This window comes from Cloacibacterium normanense, assembly GCF_002943105.1.
Taxonomy (GTDB): Bacteria; Bacteroidota; Bacteroidia; order Flavobacteriales; family Weeksellaceae; genus Cloacibacterium.
On sequence record NZ_PTPZ01000002.1, the window covers coordinates 223666 to 247744 of the forward strand.

19 protein-coding genes are annotated in these 24079 nt (G+C 33.4%); 12 read left to right on the forward strand and 7 right to left on the reverse strand.

Features of this window, described 5'->3' with window-relative positions; all coding sequences use genetic code 11:
* Positions 1-60: 60 nt before the first annotated feature.
* The 4 genes from C3729_RS04055 to C3729_RS04070 all read right to left on the reverse strand — a co-directional run bounded on the left by C3729_RS04055 (position 61) and on the right by C3729_RS04070 (position 5761).
* Positions 61-1605, reverse strand: coding sequence for a protein adenylyltransferase SelO (locus C3729_RS04055; RefSeq protein WP_104792982.1), 1545 nt, complete (start codon positions 1603-1605; stop codon positions 61-63).
* 65 nt (positions 1606-1670) lie between these two features.
* Positions 1671-4034, reverse strand: coding sequence for a penicillin-binding protein 1A (locus C3729_RS04060; RefSeq protein ID WP_104792983.1), 2364 nt, complete (start codon positions 4032-4034; stop codon positions 1671-1673).
* A gap of 7 nt (positions 4035-4041) precedes the next feature.
* On the reverse strand, positions 4042-4509 hold the full coding sequence (locus tag C3729_RS04065; RefSeq protein WP_104792984.1) for a gliding motility lipoprotein GldH: 468 nt from the start codon (positions 4507-4509) through the stop codon (positions 4042-4044).
* Complete coding sequence (locus C3729_RS04070) at positions 4502-5761, reverse strand: stage 0 sporulation family protein (protein ID WP_104792985.1); 1260 nt, start codon at positions 5759-5761, stop codon at positions 4502-4504. The genes C3729_RS04065 and C3729_RS04070 overlap by 8 nt, the downstream gene beginning before the upstream one ends.
* A 407-nt stretch (positions 5762-6168) precedes the next feature.
* Between C3729_RS04070 and C3729_RS04075 the strand changes: the two genes are divergently transcribed.
* From C3729_RS04075 to C3729_RS04125, 11 genes are all read left to right on the forward strand, one after another.
* Entirely contained in the window at positions 6169-7410 is a 1242-nt protein-coding gene (locus tag C3729_RS04075; protein WP_104792986.1) for an OmpP1/FadL family transporter, read from the forward strand.
* Between the two features lie 11 nt (positions 7411-7421).
* Positions 7422-8903, forward strand: coding sequence for an SGNH/GDSL hydrolase family protein (locus C3729_RS04080; RefSeq protein ID WP_104792987.1), 1482 nt, complete (start codon positions 7422-7424; stop codon positions 8901-8903).
* Between the two features lie 88 nt (positions 8904-8991).
* Positions 8992-9930: a ribose-phosphate pyrophosphokinase gene (locus tag C3729_RS04085; RefSeq protein WP_104792988.1), complete on the forward strand. Its 939-nt coding sequence runs from the start codon at positions 8992-8994 to the stop codon at positions 9928-9930.
* A 55-nt stretch (positions 9931-9985) separates the two neighbouring features.
* Positions 9986-10627 carry a 50S ribosomal protein L25/general stress protein Ctc gene (locus tag C3729_RS04090; protein WP_069799926.1) on the forward strand — a complete coding sequence of 214 codons (642 nt, stop codon included), beginning with the start codon at positions 9986-9988 and terminating at the stop codon, positions 10625-10627.
* Positions 10628-10763: 136 nt separating this feature from the next.
* Complete coding sequence (locus C3729_RS04095; RefSeq protein ID WP_069799924.1) at positions 10764-11315, forward strand: RNA polymerase sigma factor; 552 nt, start codon at positions 10764-10766, stop codon at positions 11313-11315.
* A 22-nt stretch (positions 11316-11337) separates the two neighbouring features.
* Positions 11338-11841: a hypothetical protein gene (locus C3729_RS04100; protein WP_104792989.1), complete on the forward strand. Its 504-nt coding sequence runs from the start codon at positions 11338-11340 to the stop codon at positions 11839-11841.
* Positions 11842-11848: 7 nt separating this feature from the next.
* Positions 11849-12361, forward strand: a complete 513-nt coding sequence (locus tag C3729_RS04105; RefSeq protein WP_133159936.1) for a hypothetical protein — start codon at positions 11849-11851, stop codon at positions 12359-12361.
* 96 nt (positions 12362-12457) lie between these two features.
* A complete protein-coding gene (gene lepA, locus C3729_RS04110; protein WP_104792991.1) occupies positions 12458-14254 on the forward strand; it encodes a translation elongation factor 4 in 1797 nt (598 codons plus the stop codon).
* Between the two features lie 104 nt (positions 14255-14358).
* Positions 14359-15849, forward strand: a complete 1491-nt coding sequence (locus tag C3729_RS04115) for a hypothetical protein (protein WP_104792992.1) — start codon at positions 14359-14361, stop codon at positions 15847-15849.
* A gap of 59 nt (positions 15850-15908) precedes the next feature.
* Positions 15909-17621: a M14 family metallopeptidase gene (locus C3729_RS04120; RefSeq protein WP_104792993.1), complete on the forward strand. Its 1713-nt coding sequence runs from the start codon at positions 15909-15911 to the stop codon at positions 17619-17621.
* Between the two features lie 645 nt (positions 17622-18266).
* A complete protein-coding gene (locus tag C3729_RS04125) occupies positions 18267-18767 on the forward strand; it encodes a ferritin (RefSeq protein WP_069799912.1) in 501 nt (166 codons plus the stop codon).
* 31 nt (positions 18768-18798) lie between these two features.
* Here the strand turns inward: C3729_RS04125 and feoB are convergent, their stop codons facing one another.
* Positions 18799-20841, reverse strand: a complete 2043-nt coding sequence (gene feoB / locus C3729_RS04130) for a ferrous iron transport protein B (protein ID WP_104792994.1) — start codon at positions 20839-20841, stop codon at positions 18799-18801.
* A gap of 32 nt (positions 20842-20873) precedes the next feature.
* Positions 20874-21128 (reverse strand): ferrous iron transport protein A, encoded by a 255-nt coding sequence (locus C3729_RS04135; protein ID WP_069799908.1) that lies wholly within the window; start codon positions 21126-21128, stop codon positions 20874-20876.
* A gap of 206 nt (positions 21129-21334) precedes the next feature.
* On the opposite strand from C3729_RS04135, the gene C3729_RS04140 reads away from it, so the two are divergent.
* Positions 21335-21847 carry a methylated-DNA--[protein]-cysteine S-methyltransferase gene (locus tag C3729_RS04140; protein WP_260204423.1) on the forward strand — a complete coding sequence of 171 codons (513 nt, stop codon included), beginning with the start codon at positions 21335-21337 and terminating at the stop codon, positions 21845-21847.
* A 52-nt stretch (positions 21848-21899) separates the two neighbouring features.
* Here C3729_RS04140 and C3729_RS04145 read toward each other — a convergent pair whose 3' ends face one another.
* A complete protein-coding gene (locus C3729_RS04145) occupies positions 21900-24020 on the reverse strand; it encodes a carboxy terminal-processing peptidase (RefSeq protein WP_104792995.1) in 2121 nt (706 codons plus the stop codon).
* Positions 24021-24079: the final 59 nt, after the last annotated feature.

Below are 24079 nucleotides of genomic sequence, written 5' to 3' on the forward strand. Positions count from 1 at the left end.
TTTTTACTTTTGAAATTCTTGTTTTCAAACCATTCTTTTGTCTCTTTTGTGTTTAGATTCTTATGAAGAACAAGAAAGGGAACTGCAACCCACTACTCCTTCATATTTTTCTGGTCTTTTTACCGAAAATTCTGGGTAGATTTCTTCGTAAGGATTTTGAAGAGCGTTCCAAAGTTTGTCAAACAATTCTGTTTTACCTTCTTCCATTTCTGCAATGCAATCGTACAGCAAATAGTTTCTCAAGACAAATTTCGGATTGGCTTTTTGCATGATTTTTCGGCTATCTTCTTTTGAAATTTGATTGTAAGATAGTCTTTGTCTGTAATTTTCTACAAATTCAATCACCAAAGTTTCTTGCTCTTTATTCAAGTTTTGATAGAAAGAATTTTTGAAATGTTCTATAATATCTGAACCTTCTTCAAGACTTTCTAACAGACTGAAAAACAGTGTGTAATCTGTAGAAATTTCTTCCATCAATTTTTGCCAAGAAGTAAAGAAATCTGCATCATATCTTTCTAATTTTTCGAACCCGAATTTCTTCGCCATCATTTCATCATGCTTTTTCCAAAACATTTCGCTGTAATCAATTAAGATTTTTTCTAGCGCAGCTTCATCTTTAATTAAAGGGAAAAGTGCGTTCGCTAATTGCATTAAATTCCAATGAGCAATGTGCGCTTGTTTACCGAAAGCGTATCTTCTTCCTGGTAAATCGGTTGTATTTGAAGTAAAATTCAAATTGTATTCATCTAAAAATGAGAATGGGCCGTAATCTATCGTATTACCAATAATGCTCATATTATCGGTATTCATTACGCCATGTGTAAATCCTACTCTAATCCATTCTACAATCATATCGGCGGTTTTTTCGCCCACTATTTTGAAAAATTCCAGATATTTTTCGAGTGAATTTTTATCAATTTCAGTAAAGTAATTTTCGATGGTAAAATCTGCTAATTTTTGTAAAGTATCGAGTTCATTTCTTGCTGCTAACAACTCAAAATGCCCAAAACGAAGAAACGTTTCCGAAGTTCTAATAATTACCGCACCTTGTTCGAAATCTACATTTCCGTTGTACATGATATCTCGTGCCACTTTTTCGCCAGAAAGCGAAAGAGAAAGCGCTCTTGTAGTAGGAATTCCTAAGTGAAACATGGCTTCACTCATGAGATATTCTCTGATTGATGAACGCAAAACGGCTCTTCCATCTGCATGACGAGAGTAAGGAGTTGCTCCTGCTCCTTTCCATTGAATTTCTGTTGATTCTCCTTCTTTATTTTCAATTTCTCCTGCATAAATAGCTCTTCCATCACCTAATTGACCAGCCCATTGTCCGAACTGATGACCTGCATAAGCGGTAGAAAAAGTTTTCACATTTTCTGGAAGTTTGGTAGCGTTTAAAAAATCTGTATCCTCTTGGTTTTCAATTTTTCCAAAGCCTATTTCTTCGGCTAAATTTTCGTTAAAGTGCAATAACTGCGCTTTTTTGAATCCATAAATATCGGTAAGTGCAAAAAAGAAATTGGGCGTTTGTCTTTGTACAGGATTTCCTGAAAAATCTCCTGGAAAAAGGTCAAAATATCTCTGTGTAATTTTATCTAAATTCATTTTGCAAAACTAAATGATTTTCAAGAAAAAACCGCTTCAAATAAGATTGAAACGGTTTATCATTTTTATTGATTGAAATCTACTTCGTCTTTATTAAGATTTTCGTTGAGATTCTCATCTTTCGGCTTATTATTTTTAGGCTGATTGTCTTTCGGTTTAGGATTTTTGATTTGGTCTATGGTTTGTAATCCTCCATCGTCTCCATAACCTCCAAGTCCTTGTAAATCTGCACAATCTCCCGTCCAATTAGAAGGTTTGGCAAATTTATCATCTTGTGTAATCCCGAGTTCTCTATCTGCCCAAATTTTCTTCATAAAAATTCCCCAAATTGGCAATGCCATTCTCGCACCTTGACCTTCACCTGTACTCCAGAAGTGCGTTGCTCTGTCTTCCCAACCTACCCAAACTCCAGTTGCTAGATTAGGCGTAATTCCCATGAACCAACCATCTGAGTTGTTCTGAGTAGTACCAGTTTTACCAGCTATTTCTACAGTATCAGGAATTCCCATTCTTCTTAACTGACCAGAAGCTGTACCAAATCTTGCAACACCTTTCATCAAGTCTATCATGGTATAAGCGTACATTTCGTTCATGACTTCTTTGGTTTCGTTTTTCACTTCTTTAATTACTCTACCATTAGCATCTTCTATACGCCAAACCATTTCTGGTTTAATGTAATTTCCATAATTTGCAAAAGAACTATAAGCTCCCAACATTTCGTAAATGGTAATATCAGAAGAACCTAGAGCGATTGCATATTCATTTGGCATTTCTTCTGTTACTCCTAAATCTCTAGCCAATTGGATTACTTTTTTAGGACTTACAGATTCTATTAATCTTACAGCAACAGGGTTTTTAGAATGTGCTAAAGCGTCTCTCAAAGTAAGATTACCACCATTACCTTCTACTACCCAATCTCCTTTGGTATAAGTAGCATTAGAAACGGTAGAACAAGGAGTCATTCCTAAATTCATGATTGCTGTAGCATATACAAACGGTTTAAATGTAGAACCAACTTGTCTTTTTCCTTGTTTTACGTGGTCATATTGAAAATGCTTCCAATCGATTCCTCCTACCCAAGCTTTGATATCACCCGTTGCAGGTTCCATAGACATTAAGCCAGCTTGTGCAATTTGCTTATGGTATCTGATAGAATCATACGGAGACATTTCGGTTTCTTTTTCTCCTTCCCAAGTAAAGATGGTGGTTTTGGTAGGCGTTTTGAAATCCATCATAATAGAATCTTCTGAAACCCCTTCTGCAGCCAATTGTTTATATCTGCCTGTTCTTTTCATTGCAGCTAGCATAATATCATCTATTTGCTTTTTCTTCAAGAAATAGAAAGGTCTATTAGGATTTCTGCGTTGTTCATCATCAAAACTTTTCTGAAGACTGGTCATGTGTTCCTTAATGGCTTCTTCTGCATATTTCTGCATTTTAGAATCTAAGGTTACAAAGATTTTAAGACCATCTCTGTAAATATTTACATCTTTACCAGTCTCTTTCTCGTATTCTTCTAAATAGCTATTAATTTCTTTTCTCAAATAATGCTTATAATAAGCAGAATATCCTTCGTCTACAGATTCTACAGGATGGAAATCTACTACGATGGGTTCCGCTACTACTTTGTCATAAGTAGCTTGGTCTATATAGTTGGTTTTAAGCATTTGCTCTAAAACCACATTTCTTCTTTCCTTAGCTCGTTCAGGATTTCTAATGGGATTATTTCTAATTGGAGCCTCTAGCATTGCTACAAAAGTTGCGGCTTCTGAAAGAGTTAAGTCTTTAGTAGATTTATTAAAATAAATGCGTGAAGCTAATTCAATACCCTTGGAATTATAATTAAAATCCATTTTGTTAAAATACATCGTGATGATTTCTTCTTTGGTATATCTTTTCTCCAAACTTACCGCAACTGACCATTCTTTTAATTTTTGAATGCCTCTCATTAAAGAATTTGTTGCGGGTTTTTTCGTAAACAATAGTTTTGCCAACTGCTGAGAAATAGTAGAACCACCACCTCTTTTACCACGGAATGCTACCGCTCTTGCAAAAGCTTGCAAATCAATTCCTGAGTGCTCACGGAAACGTTCATCTTCTTTTGCCATTAATGCATATACTAAATGCGGCGGCAAATCTTTATAGGTAACCGGAATGGTTTTTTCTTTCTCGAATTTCCCTAAGGTAACGCCATCAGAAGAAATAATCTCTGAAGCCACGTAAATATCTGGATTTTCTAATTCTTTTACATCTGGCATATCTCCCAAAAATCCTTGAGATACAGCAAAAAACAAAAATGCTGTTCCTAGAATTATTCCTCCTAAGCCAAGCCAAATGAATTTGACCCATTTTTTATAACCGAAGTTTTTTTGCTTTTTGGGTGGCAACGGAAAATTAAGTGTGCTGCCTTGTTTTACAGTGTTTTCCATATAATGATTATGGTTGTGTTGAATTTTCTAATTTTACGCCCAAATCTTCAATCCCTACCAGACTATTGGTTCTCATTCCTTGTTTTACACCAATAATATATTTTCCTTTTTTCGGGAATTTATATTGGTTTTTATATTGAAACAATATTTCTTTAGTCTCGCCAAAACCTTTTCCTAACCATTCTCCATTAGGTTTTGCCATGATGTAGTTAAGCGTATCTATTTTAAAATTTTTCTCATTTTCAGCTTTGAGGTAAGTAATTAAAAACAGATTACTATAAGGATAATCGTTATTATTTCTTACAACAAATATAATATTTTTAGGAGTGCTGGTGTCTTCTATATTCATAGTAAACAGCAGTTCCTTTTTCTTATCCCAAGTTCCGTTTACTTCATTCATAGAAACCACTTCATTATTATAGGAACATGAAATAAGCATTATAGAAACGAAAAATATCTGAAAATATTTAATCATTATTATTTCTTTTTGGAGGAAATCTTTTTTTGTTTTTATTAAACTTTTTAGGAGCATTGGTTTTTTCAGGTTTATTATTATCCTTTTGAGCTTCTGGCTCTTTGGTTACCTGCTCTGCTCTATTATTTCCTGTATTTTTATTTCTATGCTTGTTCGGTTTCTTTTTCTCAAACCTATCCAGATTATTCTCCTGAATTAAATCTACAGTTTCCACTTTATCTGCTCCTGTGAAGGTTTTCAATTCTTCTAATGGGATAGATTTTTGACCTTTGCTATTGATTTTCATCATTTTTTTAACCTCAGCAACGTCTAAATCATACCAAGCCATAGAATTATCTACATAGGCAAACCACATTTTCTTTTTGAAAACGTCTATTTTAATGCAAAAAGCTCTTCCTTTTTCGGTTTCTAGAATAGTATTAGAAGAAGGAAAATCTGATAATGCATCTACATAACTGTCTAATTCAAAGTTAAGGCAGCATTTTAATTTACCACATTGTCCTGCTAATTTCAGCGGATTGATACTTAACTGCTGATATCTTGCCGCATTGGTATTTACTGAACGGAAGTCTGTAAGCCAAGTCGAACAGCATAATTCTCTACCACAAGAACCTATTCCACCTACTTTGGCAGATTCTTGTCTATAGCCTATTTGCTTCATATCAATCTTTGTTTTGAAAGATGAAGCGTATTCTTTAATCAATTGACGGAAATCTACTCTCCCTTCTGCTGTATAATAAAAAGTAGCTTTCGAGCCATCACCTTGATATTCTACATCGGTGATTTTCATTTCCAAACCTAGATTTTTAGCAATTTTTCTTGCCTGAATCTTCGTTTGGTCTTCTTTTTTTCTGGCATCTTGCCAAATCTCTACATCTTTTTGTGTAGCGACTCTATAAATTTTGAGGGCAGCATCTTCTGAAAAATGTTTCTTTTTCATCTGAATTTTAACAAGTTCTCCTGTTAAACTTACTACTCCTATATCGTGACCCGGATTAGATTCTACTGTAACTACGCTACCAATATGAAGCGGCAACTGGTTTACATTATTGAAATAGCATTTTCTATCGTTCTTAAATCTAACTTCTACAAAATTGCACTTATTCTGTTTAGGTGCTTGTATTGTAGATAGCCAATCAAAGACGCTTAATTTATAACTATTCCCACAGGTATTGACATTTTCGCAACCCGTAGCGCTCTTAGTAGCACAAGAATGTTTAGAATCTCCGGATGAATTACATCCACAACTCATAATAATATTTTAATTCTTGCAAATTTAGTATAATTTTTAAACAATATGACATAAAACAATAAGTCTATCATCAGGAACTCTAAATTATCATATTTTCACATTAAAATTAAATTTTGATATAAAATTAATAGAAATTATATAATACTATTAAATTATTCACATTTTATTTTTCTAGCTTTACATGCAATACATAATTATTGTTTAACATTGTTTTAATTAAACAAACGTTTAAAAATTTACTTTAAAAAGTTTATTAAGTTATTGATTTACATATATTTATTTTTTTTAATTCAAAAAAAAAATCATAAACAATAAAATAAATTTAATTTTTGTTTAATTTTTTTAATATAATTTTAACATTTATATATAAATAAATTCTATATTTGGCGCAATAATTATTAATTAACATGAAAAGAATTTTAATAACTACAGCTCTTTTAGCTGGCGTATTTTCTTACGCAGGAGGTTTTAGAGTATCATTACAAGGTGTAAAACAGCTTGCAATGGCTCACACTAGCGCGCATACAGAAGATGCGAGTGTAGCTTTTTTTAACCCTGCAGGTATCTCTTTTATTCCGAGCAAATTGAGTGTTGCAGTGGGTGGTTTTGGTGCTATTTCTGAAGTAGAATACCAAAGTCTAGAAACTTTACAGTCTTACAAAACAGAAAATCCTGTGGGAACTCCACTTTATGCAGCAATTGCATATAAAGTTACAAATAATGTTTCTGTAGGCTTAAGTGTAACTACACCATTCGGAAGTACTGTAAAGTGGGCAAATGATTGGGCAGGCAAGGAAATTGTCCAAAAAATGGAGCTGAAAAGTTTCTTTTTTCAGCCAATGATTTCATTTAAACTAAATGATTGGGTATCTATTGGTGCAAGTTATATCTATGCTAAAGGTTTAGTAGATTGGGACAAATCAGTAACAAACTTAGGAGGAACTCTTAATATTAATGATGAAAAAGCTACGGGTTCTGGATTTGGCCTAGGATTTTACTTTAAACCAGATGATAAATTAGATGTAAGTATCGCTTATCGCTCTCAGGTTACTATGAAAGCTGAAAATGGAGTTGCTACATTTAGTGGGGTGTCTTCTTCAATCTTAACTTCTCCGCAATTAAATGTTGGAGCAGATGGACAAGATGCATTTACTGCGGAATTACCACTTGTTGACGAATATACTATTGGTCTTACTTATAAAATCACACCAAAATGGTTAGTTTCAGCTGATTTCAATTATCATGGATGGGAGAAATACAACAAATTAACACTAGACTTTGAGAATGCGCAGGTTGGAAATCAGACAGACAAAACCATCTTAGTATCCCCTAAAAACTTTCATAATGCCAAAACATTTAGAATAGGAACACAATATATGCTTACCAATAATTTAGCGGGTAGGCTTGGATATTATTATGATGAATCACCGTATACCGACCAAAAATTTATCCCAGAAACCCCTTCATTTAATGCAAATGTTTTAACTGCAGGTTTAGGGTATAAATTTGGTAAATTAGGAGTGGATTTAGCTGCTGCATTATCATTCCCAGAAGCTAGAAAAGTAAATAACTACAATCTGAATTTATTTGGCCAAGCAAAAGCTAAGGCAACATATTTAGGCTTAGGTTTCTCTTACAATGCATTTTAATTTAAAAAATTATGAAAAAAATAATAATATCAGCTTTCGCAATTTCAACTTTAACTTTAATAAGTTGTAATACAGACTTCGAAAGAGACGTAAATAACGTGACAGTCTCTACAGGTAATGCAGATTTTAAGACATATGTATCTATAGGAAATTCTTTAACTTCTGGCTACAGAGATGGAGCACTATATTTAGATGGTCAAAAAGAATCATTCCCTTCTATGCTTGCAAAACAAATGGCTCTTGCTGGAGGCACTCAAACCTTCAATCAACCTCTTATGCCAAATAATGCTGGAGGTTTTACAGATTTATTTACCGCTTCGGGAGGAACAGATTTTTATGGAAAACTAACATTAAATACTGCACTTTCTCCTGCGCCTTCTGCGCCAGGCGCAAATCTTGATATAATCGGAGGAGCAGGAAAATATTTTAACAATATGGGAGTTCCTGGAGCTAAATCTTTTCATCTTATATCTTCAGGATATGGCAGCGCTGCTAATTTAGCTACAGGAAAAGCTAATCCTTACTTTGTAAGATTCGCTACATCAGCTACTACAACCGTTTTAGCTGATGCTGCAGCTCAAAAACCAAGTTTCTATACATTATGGATTGGTAATAATGACGTTCTTTCTTATGCAACTTCAGGAGGTTCTGGAGTAGACCAAAAGGGAAATTTAGACCCATCAACTTATGGCTCTAATGATATCTCTGACCCTAACGTTGTAGCTAATGTTATTAAGACAGTCATTACAAGTTTAAAAACAGCAAATACTACATCTAAAGGCGCTATTGCAAACATTCCGTATGTTACTTCAATACCTTACTTCACAACTGTACCTGCAACTCCTATTGCTGGACTAACAACTACACAAGTGTCACAATTAAACGCAGCTTATGCAACTTACAATGGAGGCTTACTTACGCTTAAAAACCTTGGAGCAATAACTACTGCGGAATACAATGCTAGACTTATTAAGTTTTCTGAAAATGGAGTAAATGGAGCTGTTATCGTAGATAAAGACCTCACAAACTTATCTGCTTATAACCTGCCTTCTCTTAGACAGACAACTTCAAAAGATTACATACTTCTTCCTGCACTATCTGTAATTAGAGATACAAATATCAAAGGAGGAACAGCTACTCCACTTGCCGATAAATATGTATTAACAGAAAAAGAAGCTGGAAGAGTTATTACAGCTACAGATGCTTACAATAGTGCTATTACTAGTTTAGCAACAACGAATGGGCTTGCATTAGTAGACACAAATACAAAAATGAAAGAACTTGCAACAACTTCAGGTATTCAATATAATGGTGTAAGATATACTGCATCATTCATTACTGGAGGAGCATTTTCTCTAGACGGAGTCCATCCTAATGGAAGAGGATATGCAATTATTGCTAATACTTTTATTGCGGCAATTAACAACACATACTTTTCTACTCTTCCTTATGTAGACATCAATGCTTATTCTGGAGTAACATTCCCAAAATAAGAATAAAAAAATAATTTTTATAAAAACCACCTGATATTTTTCAGGTGGTTTTATTTTTTTTAAATTTGCAAAACCAAAAAAAGTAAAAATGGCTGATCAAGCAACCTATTTGTTTTGCACCAGAACAAGTCGAGATTTAGCAGAAAAAATCGCTAATCATTATGGGCAAGAATTAGGGAAAATTAATTTCCAAGAATTTAGTGACGGAGAATTCGAACCCGTATTAGATCAATCTGTAAGAGGAGGAAGAGTTTTTCTTATTGGCTCTACCTTTCCACCAGCAGACAATCTTCTAGAACTTCTTTTAATGATTGATGCAGCAAAAAGAGCATCAGCAAAGAGTATTACCGTAGTGATTCCATATTTTGGATTGGCTAGACAAGACAGAAAAGATAAGCCTAGAGCACCAATCGGAGCAAAATTAGTAGCTAATCTTTTAACTGCAGCAGGCGCTACAAGAATCATGACTATTGATTTACACGCAGACCAAATTCAAGGTTTCTTCGAAATTCCTGTAGACCATCTTTATGCTTCTACCATCTTTGTAGATCATATTAAGTCTTTAAACTTAGACAATCTTACCATTGCTTCACCAGACATGGGTGGCGCAAAAAGAGCGAAAAATTACGCAGGATACCTAAGTGCAGAAGTAGTAATTGCTTATAAAGAAAGAAAAAAAGCAAATGTAGTAGAAGAAATGTTCTTGATTGGTGATGTAAAAGACAGAAACGTGATCCTCATTGATGACATGATAGACACGGCAGGAACACTTTGCAAAGCAGCAGAAATTCTAATGAAAAACGGAGCAAAATCAGTAAGAGCTATGGCAACTCACCCCGTTCTTTCTGGTAAAGCTTATGAAAATATAGAAAACTCACAGATTAGCGAGGTAATTGTAACTGATACGATTCCAGTAAAATCTGAGCTCTCTTCTAAAATCAAGGTTTTATCTTGTGCAGCACTTTTTGCAGACGTAATGAAAATGGTACACGAGCACAAATCAATTAGCGATAAGTTTATTATATAATTTTTTTCACTATATTTGCAGCCTGAAAAATTTAACACACTTAAATATTTTTTAAATGAAATCTATTACAATTCAAGGTACAAAAAGAGAAAGCGTGGGCAAAAAGTCTACCAAAGCTCTACGTGATGCTGAATTAGTTCCTTGTGTTGTTTATGGAGGTGAGCAACCAATCAATTTCTCTTCTACTGAGAAATCTTTCAAAGACTTGGTTTACACTCCAGATGCACACACGGTAGTAATTGAGCTAGATGGTCAAAAAATTGATGCTGTTTTACAAGACATCCAATTTCACCCAATTACAGACAAAATTCTTCACGCAGACTTCTATCAATTAAGCGCTGATAAACCAGTGGTTATGGAAGTTCCTGTAAGAATTACCGGTCGTGCAAAAGGTGTTTTAGCGGGTGGTGTTTTAAGACAATCTTTCAGAAAATTAAGATTGAAAGCTATTCCTGCTAACTTACCAGACGAAATCGTAGTAGATGTTACTCCACTTAAAATTGGTAACAAATTATATGTAGGAGACATCAAAAACGATCAATACACTTTCTTACATCCAGATAACGCAGTAGTAGCTGCTGTGAAGATGTCTAGAAATGCTATGAAAAATGCTGGTGCAATGGTAGAAGATGATGAAGATGAAGAAGAAGTAGCAACTGATGCAGCTCCAGAAGCAGAAGCTCCTGCAGCAGAATAATTAGAGAATCTTTTTTCTACATATAAAACCATTCCGAATATCGGGATGGTTTTTTTATTTTATAAACTTTTGTAATTTTTTATTTTTAAATTTAACTTTCCTTAAAAAGAACAATCAAACCATTGAAAACTAAATTATGAAGTGTAAAGACGACGAAATCATCAGCCTGATGCTACAGCCCAATTCTTCGGAAAAAGGACTTCGTGCGATGATGGATACCTACCAAAGTCGGCTTTATTGGCATATCAGAAGGTTAATTGTGCAACATGATCTTGCGCAAGATGTGTTGCAAGACACTTTTATTAAGGCATATAACAATTTTGGGCAATTCAAGCAAGACAGTAAACTGTACACTTGGCTCTACAGAATCGCTACCAATGAAGCGCTTCAGCAATTGGCAAAATTGAAAAAAATGCAAAAAACAGACGAAGATGCAGAGTATTACATGCAAAACCTAGTCGCCCAAAATGCAGAACATGACGCAGAAGAAATTCAAGTTTTATTGCAGAAAGCCATTCAAACATTGCCAGAAAAACAAAAATTAGTTTTCAATATTAGATATTATGACGAATTGCCTTTCGAAGAAATAAGTAATATTCTAGAAATGAGCGTAAGTACTTGCAAAACCAATTACCACTACGCCAAAGAAAAAATAGAAAACTACATCAGAGAAAACTACGAATCATAAGAAAATTTAAAAATTTTAGAAAATGAAAGATTTTAATATAGAACAATTAGCTAAAAAAATTCCCTACAAAATTCCCGAAAACACCTTCGAGGAAATGCAGGAAAACGTGCTTAATAAAACAGTAAGAAAAAAAGAACATCAACCGAAGATTTTTAAAATCAATTTTTCTATGGTGACTTCTATTGCTGCCGCTTTAGCATTAATTTTTGGCTTTACTTTCTTATGGAAAACCAACCAAACAGAATTTTCTAAACCAAGTCAAGATTCAGTGCAATCCATAACCAAAGTAGAAACTATACAGCCAAAACCTGAACAAAATAACACCCAAAATTCATTACAAAATATTGTCAAAGAAAACAATAGTGAAGTTGCTCATACCCCAAACCCAGAAATTACAGAACAGATTGTGAATTCTAAAAACACTGCTGAAAATTATGAGCAACTTCTTAATTCATTGACTCAAGAAGAATTGGCAGAATTATCAAAAAATACCACTCACGACATCTATTTAGACCTTTATAACTAAATCAATTATGAAAAATTTTATCTATATCCTTCTATTTTTTGGAACCTTTATGAGTTTTAAAGCTCAAGAAAAACCAAGTTTCAGAGACATGACACCAGAACAGCGCAAAGAATACATTAAACAAATGTCTCCTGAGCAAAGAAAACAATTGATGGAAGATGCCGCTACCATGATGGCCATCAAAAACTTACAGGTTCCTGCCGAAAAACAAGAAGCTTTTAAATCCCTTCTCAAGGAATATCTAGAAAGTCAAAAAACCATCAAAAATAAATTCAGAGCAGATTTCTCTCAAGAAAACCTTTCTGATGCAGAAGCCAAGAAAATGCTGAACCAAAGCTTTGACTTAGGCCAACAACTGCTTAACAACAGAAAAGTCTATGCCGATAAGTTTCTCAAAATTTTAACACCTCAACAAGTGCTGAAACTTTTTAATCAAGAAGGAAGAATGCGCGAAAAATTTATGGAACGCAGACAAAAAATGGGACCACCAAAAGGTCGCGAACCGATGCCAAATCCTTAAAATCTTTAAAATATACTCCGAAAGTCAATTCGGAGTTTTTTATTTTTAGGATTTTACCTTAAAATCAATATCTTTGCAAATCATTGAAAAAGAAGAATGAAGAACATTAGAAATTTTTGTATAATCGCACATATCGACCACGGGAAATCTACCCTTGCTGACAGACTTTTAGAATATACCAATACGGTTTCTCAAAGAGAGTTGCAAGCGCAAACTCTTGACGATATGGATTTGGAAAAAGAGCGTGGAATTACCATAAAATCTCACGCCATTCAAATGGATTATGAATATAAAGGCGAAAAATATATTCTCAACCTGATCGATACACCGGGACACGTAGATTTTTCTTACGAAGTATCTCGTTCTATCGCTGCTTGTGAAGGTGCACTTCTGATTGTAGACGCTGCACAAAGTATTCAAGCACAGACAATTAGCAACTTATATTTAGCGCTAGAAAACGATTTAGAGATTATTCCAATCTTGAATAAAATAGACTTACCTTCTGCTAATCCTGAAGAAGTTACCGATGAAATCGTAAATCTTTTGGGTTGTAAACCAGAAGATGTATTGCGTGTTTCTGGGAAAACTGGAGCTGGCGTTCATGAATTGCTTGAACAAATTGTAGAAAGAATTCCTGCCCCAAAAGGTGACGAAAATGCACCGCTTCAAGCATTGATTTTTGACTCAGTTTACAATCCTTTCCGTGGAATTGAAGCTTACTTTAAAGTCGTAAACGGTAAAATTTCTAAAGGTGAGAAAGTAAAATTCATGGCGACGGATAAAGTCTATGAAGCAGATGAAGTAGGAACGCTAAAACTAAAACAAGCTCCAAAATCTGAAATCAAATGCGGAGATGTAGGCTATATTATTTCTGGGATTAAAGATGCTAGAGAAGTAAAAGTAGGTGATACCATTACTTCTATGGCAAATCCTGCAACCGAAGCAATTGATGGTTTCGAAGATGTAAAACCAATGGTTTTCGCGGGAATTTATCCTATAGAATCAGAAGATTTTGAAGAATTAAGATTTTCTCTAGAAAAGTTAAGATTGAATGATGCTTCTTTGGTTTTCGAGCCAGAAAGTTCTGCAGCACTTGGTTTCGGTTTCCGTTGTGGTTTCTTAGGAATGCTTCACATGGAAATTGTACAAGAACGTCTCGACAGAGAGTTTAATATGAACGTAATTACTACGGTTCCTAACGTTTCTTACTACGGATATTCTAAAAAAGAACCGAATGTTCCGATTTTGATTAATAACCCGTCAGAAATGATGGATCCTATTGCTCTAGATCGTGTAGAAGAACCTTATATCAAAGCTACCATTATTACAAAATCAGATTTTGTGGGTGCTGTAATGACGCTTTGTATCGAAAAACGTGGCGAAATTGTAAACCAATCTTATTTGACTTCAGACCGTGTAGAATTGGTATTTAACATGCCGCTTTCAGAAGTTGTTTTTGATTTTTATGACAGATTAAAATCAATTTCTAAAGGTTATGCTTCTTTTGATTACCATCCAATTGGTTTTAGAGCTTCTAAATTGGTGAAAATGGATATTTTAATTAATGGAGATATGGTAGATGCACTTTCTTCGTTAATTCACGATAGCAACGCGTTTTACATTGGTAAAAAAATGTGCGAAAAATTGAGAGAATTAATTCCTCGTCAACAATTTGACATTGCAATTCAAGCAGCTCTTGGTGCGAAAGTTATCGCTCGTGAAAACGTAAAAGCGTTGAGAAAAGACGTTACCGCAAAATGTTATGGTGGTGATATTTCCAGAAAACGTAAACTCCTAGAAAAGCAGAAAGAAGGAAAGAAAAAGATGAAACAAATTGGTAGAGTCGAAGTTCCACAATCTGCATTTATGGCAGTTTTGAAATTGAATGATTAAATAAAATAGATTCAAGATTTTAGATACAAGAATCAAGATAAATAAAATCCACAGAAAATTCTGTGGATTTTTTGTACTTTTATAAAAACTAAAAATTGATAAATATGAAACACTTTTTTATATTGCTTTTTGCAATTTTCTTCCATGGAATTAACGCTCAAACATATGTAGTTCCTAAATCTACAGGAGAATTAATCGGATTTAATTCACTTTGGGATAAAGATAAATTTTTTGGATACATAGAAATTCATAAAGATGAATTAATTGACAAAACTCAAAAATTTAGTTTTATTGTACTCGACCCAGATTTTAAAAAAATTTCAGAAGGAAAATTTTCCCTTAACAAAATTACAAATGGAACTCCGCACATAGGAAGAACTCTTTATAATAATGGTAAAATTATCATAAATTTAGATGAATATAATTTTGGGAAAGGATTTTATTTGAATGACACATTTGTAATACTTGATGTGGCTACTGGTTTAGCAACAGAATCAAAAACAATTCAAAATAATAATATTGTCAATCCAAAAGATTTTGTGTTAAAGAATCAAGATTCTCCATTTCTCAATTATGGTTTTAGGATTTCAAGAATTCCAAATTCAGGGTTTATTATAAATGAAGTAGAGAAAAAAGGATCTTATGGCTACTATAAAAATGCCATTTTCATAAATTTAAATGGCGAAAAAATTTGGCAAAACAAAGAAATAGCCACTGAAAGTAAAGATCATTTTTATGAATACACTCCTTTGGTAAGTGATGAAAAAGTAACATTATTATATTTAGAATATTACAAGAATAAAAGAAGTATTTCTGACAATATGTTAATTCTTGATACAAAAACGGGTGAACAACTTTCTTTTAAGCCTATTGAAGAAAATGATTACTTGTTAAATTACATAGAAGCAAAAATAGTAGATGATTATATATTTCTGATTGGAGAGTATTTTAAAAAAAATCAAGATAAAAACAACAAAAGTCCATTTATAGATAATAAACTAGGCCTTTATCGATATAAAATTAATAAGACCACAGGAGAAATTATTTCTAAAAATTATCTCCCGTTTACAGAAATGTCAAAATTTGTGGACATAAATGAGAACGGAAGAATTAAAAAAGAAGGTATCTTATTAATAAGAAGTTTTGAGATTCGTCCAGATGGTAATAATGTAATAACAGCAGAAACCTATAGACCAGAATCTATTTTGGCCATCAATACTTACACAGAATTATTTTCTATTCAGCTCAATGGCGATTTCAAACTTGAAAAAATGCAATCACATAATGTAAACAATTCCGCAGGAAGTAAGTATGCATATACCCAAGTGCTTTCTGACAATTCGGGGATTAGTTCTATTTTTATTACAAATGAAGTAAACCAAGAAAAAATGATTTTCCTAAACGAAATCATTTACAATGATAATGACAAATCTTTTGTAACAAGAAAGATGCAAATCCAAAAAAATGATGAAGACAAATATTTTATGGCTGCTAAACCTGGCTATATAGTTTTAAAAGAACAATTTTATTGGGGGAAAGCAAAAAAACTAAACAAACAAGCAGAATTTACGCTCAAGAAAATAGAAACTAATTAATTAGCCATCCACAGAAATTTCTGTGGATTTTTTTTATCTTCGTTTAAATTTTCCTCTCAATGAAAAAAATCACACTACTATTCCTCGTTCAAACCGTATTTTCTTTTGCTCAAGATTTCAAAACACCTTACGAAAAAGGCAACGGAAACCAAACCACCAGCTACGAAGAAATGGTGAAATTTTATGAAGATTTAGACAAAAACTTCGAAAGCATTTCTGTTGTAGAAAAAGGAAAAGATGACAACGGAGAACCAATTAAAGTAGTGATTTTTAGCACCTCTAAAACAAGGAGTAAATTTACTTATCTAAATCCTGTAATTTTTATTAACAACGGAATTCATCCTGGTGAACCAGACGGAATTGATGCCACGATGATGCTAATGCGAGATTTGGCTTTAGGAAAAATAAAAGTTCCACAAAATACCAAAGTTGCAGCAATTGAAGCATACAATATTTCTGGAATGCAGAGACGAGGAAAATTTTCAAGAGCTAATCAAAACGGACCGGAAGAACACGGTTTCCGAGGGAATGCCAGAAATTTTGATTTGAACAGAGATTTTATCAAAAATGATACAGAAAATGCCAAAGCTTTTCAAGAGATTTTTCATTGGCTAAAACCGATTTATTTTATTGATAATCATGTAAGTAACGGCGCAGATTATCAATACACTTTTACCTATATTTCTACCAATAAAGAAAGATTAGGAAGCTATCTCGGAACGTATTTTCATCAAGAAATGCAACCGAAACTGATTCAAAATATGGAGAAATCTAAAATTTTGAACGTTCCTTACGTCAATATTCACGGAGATTCTCCAGATGAAGGTTTTCCTGCTTTTATGGATTCTCCACGTTATGCAACGGGTTACACTACCCTTTTCAACATTCCGGGAACGGTGGCAGAAACGCACATGCTAAAACCTTACAAAGACCGCGTAAAAGCAACGTATGAATACATGAGACATTCCATCAATTTTGTAGATGAAAATTACACAGAAATTTCTAAAAAAATGATGGAAGAATTCACGAATTATTTGCCAAATAAAAAATACGCAATTCGTTGGAAATTAGACAGTACCAAATACAGTTATATTGATTTCAAAGGTTATGAAGCTGGGAAAAAGCCTAGTGAAATTTCAGGGAAACCAAGACTTTTCTACGACAGAAATAAACCTTTCACCAGAAAAGTAAAATTCTTTGACACTTACAAAGCTGACAAAGAAATTGTAATCCCAAGTTACTATGTGATTCCAAAATCTGAAGGGAAAATCATAGAAAATTTAAAACGCAATCAAATCAAATTCAAAGAATTACAATCTGATTCTTTAATCACAGTTGAATCTTATAAAATTGTAGATTTTAAAACCGTAAAAAATCCTTATGAAGGTCATTACTTGCATTTTGATACTCAAGTTTCATCAGAATTAAAGACTAAAAAATTCAGAAAAGGAGATTGTTTGGTTTCTACAACACAATCTGGCGTGAAATTCCTCTTAGAAACGCTAGAACCAGAAGCAGTAGACTCTTACTTCAACTGGAACTTTTTTGATGGAATTTTGGGACAAAAAGAGTATTTTTCTGACTACGTTTTCGAAGATACTGCCGCCGAATTATTGAAAACCAACAAAGCGTTAAAAACCGCTTTTGAACTGAAAAAAGCTTCGGATGCTAAATTTGCAGAAGATGGAGCAGCACAATTAGATTGGGTATATAAAAATTCAGAATATTACGAAGGTACTGTAAATCAATATCCTATTTATAGAATTCGATAATTTTAGTCATTTGTATATTTAGGATTTTAACGCAAAGACGCAAATCACTAATTTTTAATATTTTATGTTTTTAAGACGCAAAATTTAACTTCGTTAAAAAATTGAAAATCTCTGATTTTCTTGCGCCTTATTAATTCAGTATTTGTTAATTAATTTGATTTGCGCCTTTGCGTTTCAATTAATTATCAGTCTTTTTTAATAAGAAGCACAACCCATATTTTTTTAAATATTAAGAACATCCACAATCTTTGTCGCAATGCGTTCTTTTACTATCAAATTTTTTTGGAGAAAAAGTTTTTTTGATAATTTTATAAATAGAATAAGATGCCGCTAATAAAGCTGCAAAAATGATAACGTATTGAAGGACTAAACTTTCCATGACAAAAATCTTATTACAAAATTACATAATTATTTTGAACTATTCTAAATAAAGATTAATTTTGTCTCATGGATTTCAGAACTAACCCTTATTTCAATCTTGTTGTTCCAACTTTGGAGAGCAAAAACTACGAGCAATATTGTGGTAAAAAGAAATGTTGCAAGAAATTTAAGAAAGGGAAAAGATGTAAAAAATGCCCAGGAAGAGATAAAATTTCATAAACCTAAATCACATTTCTTTCTTATCTTTGAATAAATTCATTTATCATGAACAGAGATTATATATTTGATTTGCTGAATCAGCAAATTGCAAAAGAACAATATGCGGCGCAATTGTACCTATCTATGAGCGCTTGGTTTTTAGAACAAGATTTAGACGGAATTGCCAATTATTTCAGAGTTCAATCTAAAGAAGAACTGATGCATTCAGAAAAATTCTTTGATTATTTGAATGATATCGGTGGAAAAATTGTGCTACAAGAAGTAAAACAACCTCCTCATGATTTCAAAGATGCTTTAGAAATTTTTGAAAAAGCTTTAGAGCACGAAAAATTAGTAACCAAAAGTATTTTTGACATTGTAAAAGCTGCTAATGATGCAGGAGATTACTCTACTGCTGCTTTCTTACAATGGTTCGTGAATGAACAGGTAGAAGAAGAAGCCAATGCTTCTCAATTGATTTCGAAAATTAAAATGGTGAAAGACAATCCTTCTGCTTTGTATCTTTTTGATCAAGAATTGGCGAAACGCGTTTTCGTAGCTGAATAAAATGAAAAACTGCTTTTAAAAGCAGTTTTTTTTATTTGAAAAATTGGTAAACCAACATGGAAGCTAGATAAGCTAAACCAGACATGAAAACCAACTGAATCGCCGTCCATTTCCAAGATTTTGTTTCTCTGTAGACTACAGCAATCGTAGAGATACATTGCATCGCAAAAGCGTAAAATATAAGAATGGAAAGTCCTGTTGCAAAACTGAAGACTTTTTCGCCATTCGGTTTTACATCACTTCTCATTTTTTCGATGACCGATTTTTCTGGAGCATCATCATCAAGACTGTAAAGCGTTGACATTGTGCCAACAAACACTTCTCTCGCTGCAAAACTGGTAAGAATTCCTACTCCCATTTTCCAATCATAACCCAATGGTGAAATCACAGGTTCCATTTGCTTCCCGATTTTAGCCAAATAAGAATTTTCTAACTTTACATCTGAATGATGTTCTAAAATATGGAAATCATCTTTCGGTCCGAAATAACTTAAAAACCAAAGAATTACACTTACTGCCAAAATAATTTTTCCAGCGCCTGTAATAAATTCCCAAACTTTACCTAAAACCAATTTGAAATCATATTTCCAAAGCGGCATTTTATACGTTGGCAAATCCATTACCAAGAAGGTTTTTCCTTTATTTTTAATGAAATATTTTAAAATAAATGCAGCTATAAGCGAAGTCGCAAATCCTAAGAAATACATTCCCAGAAGCGCAATCGCTTTATATTTTACACCAAAGAAAGTTCCATCAGTAAAAATAAGCGCAATAATAATACTGTAAACCGGAAGTCTTGCAGAACACGTCATAAAAGGCGTAATGAGAATCGTGATGAGTCGCTCTTTTACGTTTTCGATGTTTCTGGTACTCATAATTGCAGGAATGGCACAAGCTGTTCCCGAAACGAGCGGAACAATACTTTTTCCGTTTAATCCAAAAGGTCGTAAGAATCTGTCCATCAAGAAAATAACTCTTGCCATGTAACCAGAATCTTCTAATAAATACAAGAAATATAAAAGAATCCCGATTTGTGGGGCAAAAATCACAATTCCGCCAATTCCTGGAATAATTCCGTCTGAAATTAACGAATTCAAAGGACCTTCTGGAAGCCAAGTTCTGGAAGTTTCAGACAACCAAGCAAAAGCAGCATCAATCCAATTCATAGGATATTCTGCAATGAAAAATACACTTTGGAAAATGGTGAGTAAAATAATCCCAAAAACCAAATATCCTAAAACAGGATGTACTAAAACTTTGTCTAATTTTTCGGTGAGTAGTTCCTTGAACTGAGGTTTTTTAGAAATGGTTTGGGTGATAATTCCGTCAATTTGTTGGTATCTTCTGATGGTTTCCTGCACTTGTAAACGTTTCGGAACCATACATTTTCTGTCTTCTTGATTCAGTTGTGTTTTTACACTTTCTAATTTGCCGAGATAAGTATCTGCAGCAATGAGCGTCCACACTTTATAGAAATTATTCTCTTCGATTTGTCTTGAAATCTTGAAAACCAATCCTAAATTTTCTGAAGGAATATCAAAATAAGGCTTATCCGAAACTGAAAATTCAACTTTAAAAATAGATTCTCTTATTTCTTCAATACCGATATTTTTTTTGGCATTGGTTTCTAGAATATTTTGACCTAGAAGTTCGCTCAGTTTTTTAGAATCGATGTGTAAACCTCTTTTCTCCGCCAAATCTACTTGGTTAATCACCATCAAAACAGGAATTCCCAAATCTTTGATTTGCTGATAAAGCAGTAAACTTCTTTTGAGATTCAGCGCATCTGCAATGTAAATTACACCGCTGTATTTTTCTTGTTCTTCAATCAAATATTTGGTGAAAATAGCTTCGTCTTCAGAAGTGGGATAAATGCTGTAAGAACCTGGCAAATCTACAATTTCTACTTCTTCGTCTTTGTATAGGTAAGTTCCTTCGTGTGAAGCAACGGTAACGCCAGCGTAATTGCCGGTTTTTTGGTTTTTGTTACAAAGCAAATTGAAGATGGTAGATTTTCCTACATTAGGATTTCCTACCAAAAGAATATGTTTTTGTTTTTTTGCTGAGTTCGGCATATAATTTTCCAAATTTCAGTAGAAATTTTGGTTTAATTTTCTGGTTCTACGAAAATAAATCTCGCTTCTTCTTCACGAAGGGCAACTCTCGTTTTTTCTTCTCCGTATTCTATGTAAAGAGGACCGCTAAAAGGCGCTTGATGTAAGATGACGAATGATGTTTCTGGCAATAATCCCATTTCGATAATCTTATTGGGCATCTGCAAGTTTTCGTTATCATAACCTTTGATTTTCCCCTTTTTATTTCGAGGAAAACAGCACAATTTATTTGAAATATTTGTCTGCAAGATTTCTATAATTAATTGAGGAGCAAATATACTTTATTTATTTTAATTCTAAATAAGACTTCAATAGTTTTTTTCAAAAGAATTGCTGATTAAAAACATATTCTCACGAAAAACGATTCTCAAATTGATGAAATGAAAAAGTATTTTAAAAATTAAACCTTCTTTTCGTAAAAATTCTTCCTAAATTTGTTGAAAACTCATTCATTATGAATATGCTGTACACCAAATCATACGAAACTCCTCTAGGTAAAATGGTGGCTTTTGCCAATCAAAATGCCTTGCTTCTTCTCGATTTTGAAGATTCTAAATATTTTGAAAAGCACATGGAAGAAATTTCGCAAGGTTATGGCGTCATCAAAACATCTAATAACAGAATTTTAAAACTTCTGGAAAAGGAGTTGAGCCAATATTTCAAAGGAAAATTGACAAAATTTACCGTTCCTGTAGAATTTACTGGTACAGATTTTCAGAAAAAAGTTTGGGAAGAATTGCAGAACATCAGTTTTGGAGAGTACAGAAGTTATCAATCTCAAGCCGATGCAATGAATCGCCCAAAATCGGTAAGAGCAGTTGCCAATGCCAATTCTAGAAATAAATTATGCTTAGTGGTTCCTTGTCACCGAGTAATTGGCAAAAACCTTTCATTAACGGGTTATGCAGGTGGTGTCGATAGAAAAGCCACCCTTTTAAAACTTGAAGGAATTGAATTAAAGTTCTAAATAAAAAAACTCCTCCAAAAGTTTGGAGGAGTTATAAATACATCAAAGATGTTTATTTTAGTTCAGAGATAATATTTACGGTTTCTTGTAGGTAAATATCTCTTTTCAAATTTTTCATCCAGTTTTCAGATTTTTTAGCGAAAACCTCATCGGTTTTTCCTCTGGCAACTTCGTCTGCATGAAGCGCGAAGTTTAATCCGTTATTGTATTTAATCAATGGTTTGAATTTATCAATCTGTGCTTTTCTAGTTTTCATCACCGCTTCAAAATCTTTTAGATTAAGAGAAATCTTTTCTTCTTTGTCTAATTTTTCTCTCCACTGTGCAGATTCTAGCAATAATTGATAAAATTTATTTTGAGCCATTCTTGACTGACTGTTTTTAGCCAAATTTGCAACATTTATTGGATTACTCACCGTAAAACTGCTTGAGTTAACTTGATCCCAAGGTAAAGCATAATTGTCAAATCTTTCACCGATTTCTTCATAAGAGAACACATCTTTCATCGGGATGTCAGACTCAACTCCTTTTAACTGGGTAGATTTTCCGTTGATTCTATAAAATTTCTGAATGGTTAATTTCAGTGAACCAAAATCATCCGTACTGTTTAAAAATCTATTCAGTTCTACGAAAGTTTGCACCGTACCTTTTCCAAACGAATTAGGCGAACCAACAATCACTGCTCTTCCGTAATCTTTCATCGCACCTGCTAAAATTTCAGAAGCCGAAGCCGAAAGTTCGTTTTGCATGATTACCAAAGGCCCAGTCCAAATTGGGTCATTTTGTTTGTTTCTCATCACCTGAACTCTACCGTTTCCGTCTTTTACCTGAACAACTGGTCCGTTATTCATGAAAAGTCCCATAATATCTACCACTTCGGTAAGAGAACCACCTCCGTTATTTCTTAAATCAAGGATAATTCCTTCTACATTTTGTGCTTTTAGTTTAATGAGTTCTGCTTTTATGTCGTCTGAAGCATTTCTTCCTTTAGCATCTTCAAAATCTGCATTGAAACTTGGCAAATTGATGAATCCATATTTTTTACCATTCGCTCCATTGATGATGATACTTCTCGCAAAAGTGTCTTCTATCGCTACTTCTTCACGAATCATTTTCACTTCTTTGATGGTTCCGTCTTTTTTCTTGAGCGTAAGAACTACTTCTGTTCCTTTTTCGCCACGGATAAAACGCACCGCTTCATCTACCAACATTCCTGTTACATTAATTGGCTCTTCTCCTTTTTTAGACTGAACTTTTAGAATTTCGTCTCCTTCTGAAATCTGTTTCGATTTCCAAGCTGGAGCGCCAACTACCAATGTTCCGATTTTTATTTTTCCTTTGCTTTCTTGAATCGTTGCCCCAATTCCAATGACTTTTCCTACGAAATTCACATCAAAATCTTCTTTGTCTTGAGGTGAAAAATAATTGGTATGCGGATCAAAAACTTCTGTGTAAGCGTTCATGTAAACCGAGAACCAATCCATTTTTTTACGTTTTTGGAATCTCTTAAACATAGAAGTCATTAAATCTTTTACTTCTTCCGTAGCTTTTACTTGTTTCTGCGCTGGTGTAAGAATTTCTAACTTGATGGTATCTTTCAGTTTCAGACGGTTTACACTGTCTTTTTTCTCACGTTGCGTTTCTTCTTTTGCATTCAGTGTTTCTATTTCTTGAAGAATATTGTACTTGATGAATTTTTTCCACTCGTTTTTTAATTCTTCTTGATTCTGAGGATATTTCTTCAGTTTTGGCTCCAGAATTAATTCATCATTTTCTTCAAAATTAATCGGTTTGCTCAAGATTTCCTGAGAATATTTTTCGATTTCTGCGGTTCTGTCGTACAATTTATCAACCGTCAACTTATAAAAAGTTAAGTCACCTCTGTTCAGATAATCGTCTAACTTGGTTCTGTGTTTGCTGAATTCATCTACTTCTGACTGCAAGAAAAATCTTTTTCCTGGGTCTATCATTTCCATATATTTATCATAAACATCAGCAGAATACGCATCATTAATCGGTTTAGGCGAATAATGCAGATAAGAAAGCGTATTTTTTACACTTATCATAATCGTTTGCATCTTCTCTTCATCATTCTGCGGTGCATTAAAACAGAACATGAGCGTGATTAACGGTGCGAAAAATAATAATTTATTGAGTTTGAAATTTTTGAACATATTGTTAAAAGTATTATTGGGTATAAGTTATATATTGATAAAGTTTGTTACAATGATTT

Excerpts from the sequence above, each read along its gene's own strand:
- C3729_RS04055 (WP_104792982.1), bottom strand. The coding sequence starts at position 1,605 with ATGAATTTAGATAAAATTACACAGAGATATTTTGACCTTTTTCCAGGA.
- C3729_RS04060 (WP_104792983.1), bottom strand. The coding sequence starts at position 4,034 with ATGGAAAACACTGTAAAACAAGGCAGCACACTTAATTTTCCGTTGCCA.
- C3729_RS04065 (WP_104792984.1), bottom strand. The coding sequence starts at position 4,509 with ATGATTAAATATTTTCAGATATTTTTCGTTTCTATAATGCTTATTTCA.
- C3729_RS04070 (WP_104792985.1), bottom strand. The coding sequence starts at position 5,761 with ATGAGTTGTGGATGTAATTCATCCGGAGATTCTAAACATTCTTGTGCT.
- C3729_RS04075 (WP_104792986.1), top strand. The coding sequence starts at position 6,169 with ATGAAAAGAATTTTAATAACTACAGCTCTTTTAGCTGGCGTATTTTCT.
- C3729_RS04080 (WP_104792987.1), top strand. The coding sequence starts at position 7,422 with ATGAAAAAAATAATAATATCAGCTTTCGCAATTTCAACTTTAACTTTA.
- C3729_RS04085 (WP_104792988.1), top strand. The coding sequence starts at position 8,992 with ATGGCTGATCAAGCAACCTATTTGTTTTGCACCAGAACAAGTCGAGAT.
- C3729_RS04090 (WP_069799926.1), top strand. The coding sequence starts at position 9,986 with ATGAAATCTATTACAATTCAAGGTACAAAAAGAGAAAGCGTGGGCAAA.
- C3729_RS04095 (WP_069799924.1), top strand. The coding sequence starts at position 10,764 with ATGAAGTGTAAAGACGACGAAATCATCAGCCTGATGCTACAGCCCAAT.
- C3729_RS04100 (WP_104792989.1), top strand. The coding sequence starts at position 11,338 with ATGAAAGATTTTAATATAGAACAATTAGCTAAAAAAATTCCCTACAAA.
- C3729_RS04105 (WP_133159936.1), top strand. The coding sequence starts at position 11,849 with ATGAAAAATTTTATCTATATCCTTCTATTTTTTGGAACCTTTATGAGT.
- lepA (WP_104792991.1), top strand. The coding sequence starts at position 12,458 with ATGAAGAACATTAGAAATTTTTGTATAATCGCACATATCGACCACGGG.
- C3729_RS04115 (WP_104792992.1), top strand. The coding sequence starts at position 14,359 with ATGAAACACTTTTTTATATTGCTTTTTGCAATTTTCTTCCATGGAATT.
- C3729_RS04120 (WP_104792993.1), top strand. The coding sequence starts at position 15,909 with ATGAAAAAAATCACACTACTATTCCTCGTTCAAACCGTATTTTCTTTT.
- C3729_RS04125 (WP_069799912.1), top strand. The coding sequence starts at position 18,267 with ATGAACAGAGATTATATATTTGATTTGCTGAATCAGCAAATTGCAAAA.
- feoB (WP_104792994.1), bottom strand. The coding sequence starts at position 20,841 with ATGCCGAACTCAGCAAAAAAACAAAAACATATTCTTTTGGTAGGAAAT.
- C3729_RS04140 (WP_260204423.1), top strand. The coding sequence starts at position 21,335 with ATGAATATGCTGTACACCAAATCATACGAAACTCCTCTAGGTAAAATG.
- C3729_RS04145 (WP_104792995.1), bottom strand. The coding sequence starts at position 24,020 with ATGTTCAAAAATTTCAAACTCAATAAATTATTATTTTTCGCACCGTTA.